The sequence below is a fragment of the Flavobacterium sp. S87F.05.LMB.W.Kidney.N genome, assembly GCF_004366435.1.
In the GTDB taxonomy this organism is placed as follows: Bacteria; Bacteroidota; Bacteroidia; order Flavobacteriales; family Flavobacteriaceae; genus Flavobacterium.
Genome location: NZ_SODX01000001.1, coordinates 611,599 through 625,153, shown reverse-complemented (window position 1 = coordinate 625,153; position 13,555 = coordinate 611,599). Strand labels below are relative to the sequence as shown.

General features: G+C 33.9%; 13 protein-coding genes. 12 read left to right on the top strand and 1 reads right to left on the bottom strand.

Annotation, left to right across the window (positions count from 1 at the left end):
* Positions 1-14: 14 nt before the first annotated feature.
* From EDB96_RS02800 to EDB96_RS02770, 7 genes are all read left to right on the top strand, one after another.
* A complete protein-coding gene (locus EDB96_RS02800) occupies positions 15-2,129 on the top strand; it encodes a glycoside hydrolase family 97 protein (protein WP_134139124.1) in 2,115 nt (704 codons plus the stop codon).
* 104 nt (positions 2,130-2,233) lie between these two features.
* Positions 2,234-4,099 (top strand): glycoside hydrolase family 13 protein, encoded by a 1,866-nt coding sequence (locus EDB96_RS02795; RefSeq protein ID WP_134139123.1) that lies wholly within the window; start codon positions 2,234-2,236, stop codon positions 4,097-4,099.
* 195 nt (positions 4,100-4,294) lie between these two features.
* On the top strand, positions 4,295-5,956 hold the full coding sequence (locus EDB96_RS02790) for an alpha-amylase family glycosyl hydrolase (protein ID WP_134139122.1): 1,662 nt from the start codon (positions 4,295-4,297) through the stop codon (positions 5,954-5,956).
* A 172-nt stretch (positions 5,957-6,128) separates the two neighbouring features.
* On the top strand, positions 6,129-6,812 hold the full coding sequence (locus EDB96_RS02785; protein WP_134139121.1) for a glycerophosphodiester phosphodiesterase: 684 nt from the start codon (positions 6,129-6,131) through the stop codon (positions 6,810-6,812).
* Between the two features lie 111 nt (positions 6,813-6,923).
* Positions 6,924-8,132, top strand: a complete 1,209-nt coding sequence (locus EDB96_RS02780; RefSeq protein ID WP_134139119.1) for an NAD(P)/FAD-dependent oxidoreductase — start codon at positions 6,924-6,926, stop codon at positions 8,130-8,132.
* A gap of 4 nt (positions 8,133-8,136) precedes the next feature.
* On the top strand, positions 8,137-8,784 hold the full coding sequence (locus tag EDB96_RS02775; RefSeq protein WP_134139118.1) for an HAD family hydrolase: 648 nt from the start codon (positions 8,137-8,139) through the stop codon (positions 8,782-8,784).
* Positions 8,785-8,921: 137 nt separating this feature from the next.
* Positions 8,922-9,497 carry a hypothetical protein gene (locus EDB96_RS02770; protein ID WP_243839301.1) on the top strand — a complete coding sequence of 192 codons (576 nt, stop codon included), beginning with the start codon at positions 8,922-8,924 and terminating at the stop codon, positions 9,495-9,497.
* A gap of 160 nt (positions 9,498-9,657) precedes the next feature.
* Here the strand turns inward: EDB96_RS02770 and EDB96_RS02765 are convergent, their stop codons facing one another.
* Positions 9,658-10,134, bottom strand: coding sequence for a TspO/MBR family protein (locus EDB96_RS02765; protein WP_134139117.1), 477 nt, complete (start codon positions 10,132-10,134; stop codon positions 9,658-9,660).
* Between the two features lie 151 nt (positions 10,135-10,285).
* Between EDB96_RS02765 and EDB96_RS02760 the strand changes: the two genes are divergently transcribed.
* The 5 genes from EDB96_RS02760 (at position 10,286) to EDB96_RS02740 (ending at position 13,519) form a co-directional block, all read left to right on the top strand.
* Positions 10,286-11,368, top strand: a complete 1,083-nt coding sequence (locus EDB96_RS02760; RefSeq protein WP_134139115.1) for a diphosphomevalonate/mevalonate 3,5-bisphosphate decarboxylase family protein — start codon at positions 10,286-10,288, stop codon at positions 11,366-11,368.
* Between the two features lie 30 nt (positions 11,369-11,398).
* Positions 11,399-11,617, top strand: coding sequence for a hypothetical protein (locus EDB96_RS02755; RefSeq protein WP_113677295.1), 219 nt, complete (start codon positions 11,399-11,401; stop codon positions 11,615-11,617).
* Positions 11,617-11,922, top strand: coding sequence for a type II toxin-antitoxin system RelE/ParE family toxin (locus tag EDB96_RS02750; protein ID WP_134139114.1), 306 nt, complete (start codon positions 11,617-11,619; stop codon positions 11,920-11,922). The genes EDB96_RS02755 and EDB96_RS02750 overlap by 1 nt, the downstream gene beginning before the upstream one ends.
* 3 nt (positions 11,923-11,925) lie before the next feature.
* Positions 11,926-12,864 carry a mevalonate kinase gene (locus EDB96_RS02745; RefSeq protein WP_134139113.1) on the top strand — a complete coding sequence of 313 codons (939 nt, stop codon included), beginning with the start codon at positions 11,926-11,928 and terminating at the stop codon, positions 12,862-12,864.
* A 64-nt stretch (positions 12,865-12,928) separates the two neighbouring features.
* Entirely contained in the window at positions 12,929-13,519 is a 591-nt protein-coding gene (locus EDB96_RS02740; protein WP_134139112.1) for a DUF502 domain-containing protein, read from the top strand.
* Positions 13,520-13,555: the final 36 nt, after the last annotated feature.

Here is a 13,555-nt window from a genome sequence, read left to right as displayed (position 1 = left end):
TAAAACTAAAAAACATGAAAAACTTATTTTTCGCAAGTTTAATCTTGTTTGCTTTTAGCTCAATTGCAGAAGCACAACAATTAAAATCACCCGAAGGAAAGTTCGTAATGGAATTTTCTCTTCAAAACGACGGAACTCCAACGTACAATTTAAAATATAAAAACAAAGAAGTTGTAAAAACCAGTAAATTGGGCCTTGAACTTAAAGATGATAAAAAATCTTTATTAAACGATTTTACTGTTGTTGATACTAAAACTGCAACTTTTGATGAGACTTGGAAACCAGTTTGGGGAGAAGTAGATCACATCAGAAATCATTATAACGAATTGGCTGTTACTTTAAATCAAAAAGGAACAGATAGACAAATCCTAATTCGTTTCCGTTTATTTGATGACGGTTTAGGATTTAGATATGAATTCCCAGCGCAAAAGAATCTTACTTATTTCGTAATTAAAGAAGAAAGATCTCAATTTGCAATGACTGGAGATCATACGGCTTTCTGGATTCCAGGAGATTATGATACTCAGGAATACGATTATACAAAATCGAAATTATCTGAAATTAGAGGTTTATCTCAAAAAGCATATACAGCAAACGTTTCTCAAAGATCTTTTTCGCCAACAGGAGTTCAGACTTCTTTGATGTTAAAAACTAATGATGGAATTTACATTAATTTGCACGAAGCTGCTTTGATTGACTATTCTTGTATGCACTTGAATTTAGACGATAAAAACCTAGTTTTCGAATCTTGGTTAACTCCAGATGCAAAAGGTGACAAAGGTCATATGCAAGCGCCAAATCATTCACCATGGAGAACGATTATTGTAAGCGATGACGCTAGAGAAATCTTAGCTTCAAAAATGACGTATAATTTAAATGATCCTTCAAAGATTGAGAATACTTCTTGGATAAAACCCGTAAAATACGTTGGTGTTTGGTGGGAAATGATTACAGGAAAAAGCTCTTGGTCATACACTAATGATTATCCAACAGTTCAACTTGGAGTTACTGATTTCGCAAAAGCAAAACCAAACGGAACACACGGAGCAAACAATGCTAACGTAAAAAAATACATTGATTTTGCTGCTGCAAATGGTTTCGATGCTGTTTTGGTTGAAGGTTGGAACGAAGGCTGGGAAGACTGGTTTGGGCACTCTAAAGATTATGTTTTTGATTTCTTAACACCTTACCCAGATTTTGATGTAAAAGGTTTACACGAATATGCAAAATCTAAAGGTGTAAAAATTATCATGCACCATGAAACTTCTGGGTCTGTTCGTAACTACGAGCGCCATATGGATGCGGCTTACAAATTCATGAACGATAACGGATACGATGCTGTAAAAAGCGGTTACGTTGGAGATATTTTACCTCGCGGTGAAAACCACTACAGCCAATGGATTGTAAACCATTATCAATATGCAATCGAAAAAGCAGCTGATTATAAAATTATGGTGAACGCTCACGAAGCAGTTCGCCCGACAGGAATTGCAAGAACGTATCCAAACTTAATTGGAAACGAAGCTGCAAGAGGAACAGAATATCAAGCTTTTGGAGGTTCTAAACCAAATCATGTTACGGTTTTACCTTTTACACGTTTAATTGGAGGTCCAATGGATTACACGCCTGGAATCTTCGAAATGGATATCAGCAAAATGAATCCTGAAAACACATCTCATGTAAACAGTACAATTTGTAATCAATTGGCTTTATACGTTACCATGTACAGCCCATTGCAAATGGCAGCTGACACTCCAGAGAACTACAACCGTTTTCCTGATGCATTCCAATTCATTAAAGATGTAGCTGTAGACTGGTCTGAAAGTAAATATATCGAGGCTGAGCCTGGAGATTTTATCACGGTTGCCCGTAAAGCAAAAGGAACAAACAACTGGTTCGTTGGTAATGTAAACGGAGAAACTCCTCGTACCTCAAACATCGATTTCAGTTTCCTTGAAAAAGGTAAAAAATACACGGCAACAATTTATGCTGATGCAAAAGATGCGCATTACAAAACAAATCCGCAGGCTTATACGATCAAGAAAATTGCTGTAACAAACAAATCAAAATTATCTCAATTATCTGCTCCTGGAGGAGGATATGCGATAAGTATTATTGAAAACAAATAATTTAATTAATCATATAAGAAATGTAAGTCCATTTAAATAGAAACCTCCCCAGTTTTTGCCTTAAATGTTCTTACATTTCTTATATGGTTTAAATTCTACTCACTATGAACAGCCTAAAAATAAACCATCATATCTTTAGATTAATACTATTGGTTTTGTTGTTTTCCGCTTCCGCGAAAGCGCAAATCCAAAAAGTAGAACCGCCTTTCTGGTACGCAGGAATGAAAAATTCGGAACTGCAAATTATGTTTTACGGAAAAAATATTGCACAATATGAAGCTTCGGTTTCGAATAATGTTGTAATTAAAAATGTAGAAAAAACAGAAAACCCAAATTACCTTTTCGTGACAATCGATACGAAAGACGTAAAAGCTTCTGAATTGGTTTTCTCTTTTAAAAACAACAATAAAGTTGCCTTCAAACAAAAATATGTTCTTAAAGAAAGAAGAGCGAATTCTGCTGACAGAAAAAGTTACGACGCCTCTGATTTAATCTACTTAATCATGCCAGATCGTTTCGCTAACGGAAACCCTAAAAATGACAGCGATGCTTCTTTAACTGAAAAAGGAAACCGTCAAGATCCAAGCGGTCGTCATGGCGGCGATATCGAAGGAATCATTAAAAACTTAGATTATATTTCGTCTCTTGGTGCAACTACAATCTGGAGCACGCCTTTATGCGAGGACAATGACAAACAGCATTCATACCACACTTACGGGCAGTCTGATGTTTACAAAATTGATCCACGTTACGGAACGAATGATGATTACGCTCGCTTATCAGCAGAAATGCACAAAAAAAATATGAAACTGGTGATGGATTATGTAACCAATCACTGGGGAATTACACATTGGATGATCAAAGATTTACCAACAAAATCTTGGATCAATCAATTTGAAAACTACACGCAAACACACCACAGACGTGAAGTAATTACAGATATTCATGCTTCAAAAATAGATCAGGAAGTTTGTGTTGACGGCTGGTTTGTACCTTCTATGCCAGACTTAAATTTAAGAAATCCGTTAGTTGCAAAATACTTAACTCAAAACGCAATCTGGTGGATTGAATTTGCAAATCTTGACGGTTTTAGAGTAGACACTTATAACTATTCAGATAAAACTGCTATGGCAAATTGGGCAAAATCTATTACAGATGAATATCCTAATTTTAATATTGTTGGAGAAATCTGGATGCACAATCAGGCGAATTTAGCTTTTTGGCAGAAAGACAGCAAAATTGGTGCGATTGAAAACTACAATTCAAATCTGCCAAGTGTAATGGATTTTACGCTTCAAAGTCAGATTACTTCTGCCTTCAGTGAAGATGAACCAAACTGGGATAGCGGATTGATTAAATTCTACAACAATTTTGCAATGGATTTTTTATATCCAAATACCAATAATATCTTAGTTTTTGCTGAAAATCATGACACGGATCGTATGAATGAAAAATTCAAATATGATTTACCAAAATACAAACTGGCAATGACTTTATTGGCAACCGTTCGTGGAATTCCGCAAATCTATTACGGTTCAGAAATTGGAATGGGCGGTGATAAAGGAAAAGGCGGTGATGCCGATATTCGTCAGGATTTCCCAGGCGGATGGGCTGGCGACAAAAACAACGCTTTCACTAAAGAAGGAAGAACGGCTGAACAAGCAGCTTACTTTGATTTCAGTGCAAAATTATTCAACTGGAGAAAAACAAACGAAGCAGTTCATTTCGGAAAAATGAAGCATTATATTCCAGAAAATAACACTTATGTATATTTCAGATATACTGATAATAAAACGGTTATGGTAGTTTTCAATAACAATGCAAAAGAGCAAGTTGTGAAAACAAATCGTTTCAAAGAAAGCATCAAAAACTTTAAATCAGGAAAAGATGTTATTAGTGGAAAAACATTTGATTTAAGTTCTGAAATTACTTTAGAGCCAAAATCGGCTTTGGTTTTAGAATTGGAATAACAATATTTTTTTCTCTCGCAGATTTAGGAGATTTAGCAGATAATTTTTAAAAAAATCTGCCGAATCTGCGAGATCTGCGAGAAACTATTTTTTCCGCCACGAATTCACGAATTATTTTTGACAATCTTGAGAATAAAAATTTGTGAATTCGTGGCGGAATCTTTTTATTATAAATCTTCGTTAAATTTAGAATAAATGAAAAAATACACTTTCCTTTTTTTATCTTTAGTATACTTAATAATGGGTTGTTCTGGCTCAAAATCAGTTACAATGAATAATACTTCGAAAACACCTTTCGTTTGGGAAGGAGCAAATGTTTATTTTTTACTTACAGATCGTTTTTACAACGGAGACACTTCAAACGACATCAATTTCAACCGAACCAAAACTCCCGCAAAACTGCGCGGATTTGAAGGCGGCGATATCATCGGAATCATCAAAAAAATCGACGAAGGATATTTTGAGCAATTAGGAATAAATGCGATTTGGCTTACGCCGATTGTTGAACAAATTCATGATGGCGTTGACGAAGGAACTGGACTTAGTTACGGTTTTCATGGTTATTGGGCAAAAGACTGGACTGCTTTAGATCCAAATTTCGGAACGAAAGAAGACCTAGCCAATTTAGTAAAAAAAGCACACGCAAAAGGCATTCGAATAATTCTGGACGGAGTTATCAATCATACTGGTCCAGTAACTCCAGAAGATCCTGTTTGGCCTTCGGACTGGGTAAGAACAGGCGTTGTATGCGACTACAAATCTTTTGAAAACACTACAATGTGTACTTTGGTAGAAAATCTTCCAGACGTAAAGACCGAAAGCACTCAAAATGTAGAACTGCCGCCTTTTTTGATTGAAAAATGGAAAAAAGAAGGCCGTTATGAAAAAGAAATCGCTTCACTAGAAGAATTTTTCAAAAGAACAGGATATCCAAGAAGTCCAAAATATTACATCATAAAATGGCTTACCGATTATATTCTAGAATTCGGAATTGATGGTTACCGCGCCGATACTGTAAAACATACCGAAGAAGGTGTTTGGGCCGATTTTAAAAAAGAATGTGAATATGCATTTGAAACTTGGAAAAAACATCATCCTCTACAAGTTTTAGATCAGAACCCGTTTTACACGATCGCTGAAGTTTATGGTTATGGAATAAGCGGTGGTCAGGATTATGATTTTGGAGATCGAAAAGTCAATTATTTTGAAAATGGTTTTAACAGCTTAATCAATTTTGAATTTAAATGGAATGCCGCTCAAAGCGATTATGAGACTTTATTTTCGAAATATTCAAATCATCTACAGAGTGATTTAAAAGGTTATTCTGTCCTTAATTATATGTCTTCTCACGACGACGGCCAGCCTTTTGATGCCAATCGCACAAGAGGTTTTGAATCCGGAACCAAACTTTTACTTGCCCCAGGAATGTCGCAAGTATATTACGGAGATGAATCGAATCGTTCCTTAGTAATTGAGGGAACTCAGGGAGATGCAACTTTGCGTTCGAATATGAATTGGGATGATATTAAGAAGGATCCCGATACACAAAGAATGCTGTGGCATTGGCAGAAGTTAGGGCAGTTTAGACGAAATCATCCTGCCGTTGGCGCTGGAATTCATTCCAAAATTGAGAGCGAATATTATGTGTTTTCAAGAATTTATTCTAATAAATCATTTACAGATAAAGTCATAATCGGTTTAGATTTACCGGAAGGCAGAAAAGAACTTCCTGTAAATTCAATTTTCGAAAACGGAACGAAAGTAAGAGACTTTTTCTCTGATCAGGAAACAGAAGTTATCGATGGAAAAGCAAGTATTGACAGTAAATACGGAATTGTTTTATTAGAACAGATTTAATTTTTTTCTCTCGCAGATTCGGCAGATATTAAAAAAGAAAATCTGCAAAATCTGCAAAATCTGCGAGAGATATAATTTATCTCATCTTTAAAATCATTTCAATGCTTTATCAAGTGATACTATTATTTTTCCTTTGCTCCTTTGTACCTTTGCAACTCTGAACCTTTATAAAATGAATATTTTAAAGATTGCACATCGAGGCGCCAAAGCCTACGAACCTGAAAACACTTTAAAAGCCTTTCAAAAAGCCTTAGACTTAAATTCAGACGGAATTGAACTTGACGTTCACTTAAGCGCTGACGAACAAATCATCGTAATCCACGACGAAACCGTAGACAGAACCACTAACGGAAAAGGTGTTGTAAACACTTTTTCTTTATCTGAATTAAAATCATTTTTGATTGATGAAAAATACCAAATCCCAACTTTAAATGAAGTCTTTGATTTGGTCGATAAAAAATGTTTTATCAATATCGAATTAAAAGGTTTAGGAACTCCAAGTAAAGTGGTTCAGTTAATTGAACAATATATTTCAGAAAAAAACTGGAGTTATAATCATTTTATAGTTTCGAGTTTCGATTGGAATATGCTGGAAGAAACTTTAAACCTGAATCCAAATATTGCAATTGGTGTTTTAACAGAAGAAGATCTTGATACCGCTATGGCTTTCGCCGAAAAAATAAAAGCAAAATCTATTCATCCTGATTTTCAATTATTGAATATCGAAAATGTAAAGAAAATTCAAGAAAAAGGATTTTTAGTTTTGCCTTGGACAGTAAACTCTGCGGAAGACATTCAAAAAGTAAAAAGTTATAAAGTAGACGGAATTATCTCTGATAATCCAGATAAAATATAAAGTTTAAATAGCCACGACCCGAGCGATAGCGAATAGGCGAAGCAATTCACGAATTTTTATTCTCAAAGATTGTCAAAAAATAATTCGTGAATTCGTGGCAACTCAAAAAATATGATTAAAAATTTCGACATAATAATTGTTGGCGGAGGCGCTGCAGGTTTTTTTTCGGCTATTAATATTGCAGAGAAAAATCCGAAACTAAAAATTGCCATTTTAGAAAGAGGAAAAGAAGTCCTTTCTAAAGTCCGTGTTTCCGGGGGCGGAAGATGCAACGTAACGCACGCTTGTTTTGAACCTAACGAACTGGTTAAATTTTATCCTCGCGGCGAAAAAGAACTTCGTGGGCCTTTTCATCAGTTTTGTTCCGGAGATACAATTGAATGGTTTGAAAAACATGGCGTAGAATTAAAAATTGAAGAAGACGGCAGAATGTTTCCCATTTCTAATTCATCACAAACCATAATTGATTGTTTTTTAAAAGCAACTGAAAAATTAGGCATAAAAGTGCTGACAGGGCAAAGCGTTCAGTCTATTTTCAAAAAAGAAAATCACTGGAAAATTGATACACAAAGTGATAATTTCGCAACAGAAAAATTAGTAATGGCAACAGGAAGCAACCCAAAAATATGGGAAATGCTTCAAGAACATGGACATGCAATTGTAAGTCCCGTTCCTTCCCTATTTACTTTCAACATCAAAGATTCCCGAATTAAAGAACTACCCGGCGTTGCAGCACAGGTTACCGTGAATGTAAAAGATACTAAACTGGAATCTACAGGACCTTTATTAATTACACATTGGGGAATGAGCGGACCTGCAATTCTAAAACTTTCGGCTTGGGGTGCACGCATTTTACACGATAAAAATTATCAGTTTACGATTTATGTGAATTGGCTAAATGATGTTGATTTTGAAGATGCTGAAAAAATCCTGAAAGACTTAAAACAGGAACATGCTAAAAAAGCCGTTTCTAAAAAATCTCCTTTTGATTTCCCTAATCGATTATGGGAAAGTCTGGTTCTGGCTTCAGGAATTGAAACAGAAACTAAATGGGCCGATTTATCTAAAAATCAATTGCAAAATTTAACTTCTCAACTCACAAAAGCCGAATTTAAAGTAAACGGAAAAAGCACTTTTAAAGAAGAATTTGTAACCGCAGGCGGAATCGATTTAAAAGAAATTAACTTTAAAACCATGGAAAGCAAAATCCATCAAAACCTTTATTTTGCAGGCGAAATTGTAAATATCGACGCTATTACGGGAGGTTTTAATTTTCAGAATGCCTGGACAAGCGGGTTTATTTTGGCTCAAAATATTTAATAGAATGAAATTTAAAGGAATTATTTTTGATTTAGACGGAACATTGGTAAACTCATTGGAAGATATTTCAGACGCAATGAATACCGTACTTACAGGTCTAAATTACCCGACTCATACTTACGATACGTATCAATATTTTATCGGTAGCGGTTTGCGAAATCTAGTCAGCAAGGCTCTACCAGCATCCAACAATTCTGAAGAACAAATTGAAAATTGTTTTGATTGTATGATCGAAACGTATCGTGAAGTTTGTACGATTAAAACAAAACCGTACGACGGTATTTTAGAATTATTAGACAATCTATCTTCTCAAAATATCAAATTAGCGGTTTTCTCTAATAAAGCCGATGAGCTTACCAAAAAAATAGCTGCAGAAATATTTCCAGATTATTTTGATGCTGCAGTTGGTTTAAGTACCGAAGAATTAAAAAAACCAAATCCGTTTGAGGCGTTGGAAATTAGCAAGAATTGGAATTTAAAACCAGAAGAAATTCTTTTCGTAGGTGATTCTGATATTGATATGCAGACTGCAGTAAATGCTACTATGTTTCCGGTTGGAGTTTCATGGGGATATCGAACAGAAGATGAATTGATAGCGAGCGGCGCAAAAGTAGTTATTCATAATCCTTCCGATTTAATTCAACTATTATAAAGAACATCAGTCACATTTTTTATTCAAAGTCTTACAAACTGAAAACTTTCAGAATTCGTTTTAACAAGAATTTACAGATTCTGTAAGTTTTCATTAAGACAATTCTAATAATTTTACTTTCAACTAAATACCACTAGATGAAAGTAAAATTACTCACCACAATTTCCTTTTTTACGTACCAGTTTTCTATTTCTCAAACAGAAAAATTACTTCACGGAAAAGTTATTTCTAATAATAATCCAATTAATAAGGTTGAGGTTATTAATAAAACAGCAAAAACCAGCACCAGAACCAATGAATTGGGAGACTTCTCAATTATGGTGAAAGAAAAAGACAGTTTACTATTTTTTGTTAAAGATTACTTTTTTACCAGATTAAAAATTTCTCAGGCAAATATGGATCAAAACAATATTATTGTCAACATGGTTGTGAAAGCAGAAGAATTAAATGAAGTTGTAGTAACCAACATCAAATTTCCTCATGTAGGTACGGCCAATGCCGATTCGAATGTAAACCCTTCTTCCTCTTTGCAAAAATATACTGGAGTTAACGACGGAACCATTGTCAATGGTATGAATTTTATTGCCATAGGAGGTTTCATTGCTGATTTATTCAAAAAAGAAAATGAAGCACCTAAAAAGAAAGTTCCTGAAATAAATTTCAAAAAACTTGTAGCTGCATCAATTCCTTCCTCTTTTTTACCACAGATTTAAAATTAAACGCAGATGAAGTTGATTTATTTATTGATTTTTGCGATGCAGATCCACAATCTAAAAAACTTTTAGAAAACAATAACGTATTAACTACAATGGATTTTTTGTATGCAAAAAGCGACGTTTTTAAGAAATTCAAAACAGAATCCCGTCAATAAAACTATTTATTCAACCACCAAATACCAGCATTCAAAACCGCTGCAAATCCAACCCAGGCCAAATACGGAATCAATAGATAACCAGCTGTTTTGTTGATTTTGATAAACTTTAAATAAGTTTCGTAAATCATAAGCCATAAAAGTGCAATTTCAACTAACGCAAGCATCGGATTTTTAAATCCGAAGAATAAATACGACCAAATTGCATTAAGAATAAGTTGAATTATAAAGAAAAGAAGTGCTTTTTTAACTTCTTCTGTCTGCTCTTTTATTTTATCCCAGACTAATCCCGCAGCAACTGCCATAAAAATGTAAAGAATTGTCCAGACCGGCATGAAAATCCAGTTCGGCGGATTAAAAATTGGTTTTTCAATAGTCGGATACCAGCTTTCTACACTTGGTCTTGTTACCAAACTGGCAGAATATCCTACTGCTAAACAAATGATTACAGCGATTACGATCTTAACTATTTTATTCATTGCATTAAATTTTGTATTCAAAAATAGTCAAAAGAAATTTTTAAACCATATAAGAAATATAAGTTCATTTTAGAAAACCCAACTTATATTTCTTAAATAACTTATATGGTGAAAAAATTTAAAAACTATCTTTGCCAAAATTTTACAATTCATGTTAACAGCAGCTGATTTTATACCAAATTCATATACTTCAACAATCGAAAACGGAAACTTTGAATGGAGCGCTCCAAGCAATATTGCCTTAGTTAAATATTGGGGGAAAAAAGACAATCAGATTCCGGCTAATCCTTCGGTAAGTTTTACGCTTAACAATTGTAAAACAATTACGAAATTGGGCTTTTCAAAAAAAGACAACCACGGAAATTTTTCTTTTGATTTACTTTTTGAAGGAAAACCAAAAGAAGATTTTAAACCAAAGATTCAGAAGTTTTTAGAAAGAATTGAAGTTTATCTTCCGTTTCTGAAAGACTATCATTTTACGATTGACACTCAGAATACATTTCCACATAGTTCCGGAATTGCTTCTTCAGCGTCTGGGATGGCAGCTCTGGCAATGAATTTTATGAGTTTAGAGAAATTACTGAACCCAGAAATGACAGAAGATTATTTCTATCAAAAAGCATCTTTTCTCGCTCGTTTAGGTTCTGGAAGTGCTTGCAGAAGCGTAAAAGGAAATGTTGTAGTTTGGGGAAATCAGGCCAATATTGAAGGAAGTACTGATTTATTTGGAGTTGAGTTTCCATATGCTATTCATGAAAATTTCAAGAATTATCAAGACACGATTTTATTGGTTGATAAAGGCGAGAAACAAGTTTCGAGTACTGTAGGACATGATTTAATGCACAATCATCCGTACGCTGAAAGACGTTTTGCCCAGGCGCACGAAAATTTAGATCAGTTAATCAAGATTTTTGAAAACGGTAATTTAGAAGAGTTCATCAAAGTTGTAGAAAGTGAAGCTTTGACTTTACACGCGATGATGATGACATCGATGCCGTATTTTATTTTGATGAAACCAAATACGCTGCAAATTATAAATGCAATTTGGAAATTTAGAAACGAAACTAAAACTCCGGTTTGTTTTACGCTGGATGCTGGTGCAAATGTGCATGTCCTTTATCCCGAAAACGTTACTGAAAAAGTATTACAATTTATTCAAGACGAATTAGTTGTATTTTGTCAGAATCGTCAGTACATTTGCGACAAAATTGGCGAAGGCGCAATCGCATTATAATTTTGCGTATCTTTAATTAAAATTTTGATTATGGACATTCAATTAGAAAAACTTGAAGCGATGAATATGTTGAAAGAAACTAATGATCCTTCAATCATTATGGCTGTTGCAAAATTGCTAAGAAAAGAGAAAAAAGACTGGTGGAATGAGTTGACAGATGAACAAAAAGCAGATGTAGCTCAAAGTGAATTAGAATTTGAAAAAGGAGAATTTACTAGTTTTGAAGAGGTGATGAAAAAATACAGGTAGTGAATCTTAAAGTAAATATTTCAAAAACAGCTGAAAAGAATTTAGATGCTGTTTTAAATTTTATTGAAAATAAATGGTCTAAGAAATCGAAAGAGATATTTTTGTTGAAACTTCAAAAAGCAATTTCAATAATAAGTATGAATCCTGAAATTTTTCCTAAATCATCAGTAAATAAAAAATATCGAAAATGTGTCATAACAAAACAATCAAGTCTTTTGTATAGTTTTGGCTCAAATGAAATCAGGATTCACAATATTTTTGACACACGACAAGACCTAAATAAAATAAAAAAAGACATAAAATAAATCATGAAAGGACCATTATTTTACTCAAAAATATTACTCTTTGGAGAATACGGAATCATCCGCGACTCTAAGGGACTTTCTATTCCTTATAATTTTTACAATGGTGCATTAAAGAAGTCTGAAGAGCCTTCTGCAGAAGCTATGGCATCAAACAAAAGCTTACAAAGCTTTACTGCTTATCTGGAAGTTTTACAGACACAACAGCCAGAATTGGTTACTTTTGATCTGGAAACTTTAAAAAATGATGTTGAAACTGGTATGTATTTCGATTCTAGCATTCCGCAGGGATACGGGGTTGGAAGCAGCGGTGCACTTGTTGCTGCTATTTATGATAAATATGCTACCAACAAAATCACAGTTTTAGAAAACTTAACACGAGAAAAACTATTACATCTAAAAAATGTCTTCTCTCAAATGGAGAGCTTTTTCCACGGAAAAAGTTCTGGTTTAGATCCGTTAAACAGCTATTTGAGCATTCCGATTTTAATTAATTCTAAAGATAATATTGAAGCAACCGGCATTCCGACTCAAAGTTTTGACGGGAAAGGTGCTGTCTTTTTATTAGACTCTGGAATAGTAGGCGAAACAGCTCCTATGGTTAACATTTTCATGGAAAACCTAAAAGACAAAGGTTTCCGTGCAATGCTAAAAAATCAATTTGTTAAATATACTGATGCCTGTGTAGAAAACTTCCTGCATGGCGATATGAAGTCTTTGTTTACGAATACTAAAAAACTTTCTAAAGTTGTTTTAAATCACTTTAAACCAATGATTCCAGAACAGTTTCATGGAATCTGGCAGCACGGAATTGACACAAACGATTATTACCTAAAACTTTGTGGTTCTGGCGGCGGCGGTTACATTCTTGGTTTTACTGAAGATTTAGAACGTGCAAAAGCATCTTTAAAAGACTATAAATTAGAAGTTGTTTATCAGTTTTAACTCTCTAAAAACGAAGTTATTTGAGTAGATTTTCATAAGTTTTCATCCTAAAAAGTTATTTATTATGAAAAGTATTTTAAAAATAATCAAAGCAACTTTTTTAGGAGGAATTTTGTTTTTAGTGCCTTTAGTTGTATTGCTTGTTATTCTTGAAAAAGGATATGGCATTATTCAAAAAGTCACTCTTCCGCTTGTAAACCATCTTCCGAGAGTACATGTTTTAGGAATTGCACTGCAAGAACTTGTTGGAATAATAATTATAATCATTATTTGTTTTGCTGCAGGTTTACTGGCAAGAACTCCAAAGGCTAAAAAACTGATTCATAAATTAGAAAATGGCATTTTAAGTTTTGTTCCAGGATATTCATTTATGAAAAACATGAATGAAAACATTATGGGAATTGAGTCTAATCAAGATTTAAAAGTAATTCTCGTTCCTACAGATGCCGGCTGGCAATTCGCATTTTTGATAGAACAAATAGACGAAAATACTTTTACAGTTTTTATTCCTGATGCTCCGAATCCGTGGAGTGGTTCTGTTGTTTTTGTTGATAAAAAAGACATCAGAAACATTGAGATTTCTCAAAAAGAAGCGCTCGCCTGCATAAGAAAATTAGGCTATGGCTCTAAAGAATTGTTAAAAAACAAACTGTAAATTTTTATACTCAAAAATATCCTTTAACTTCCCTTA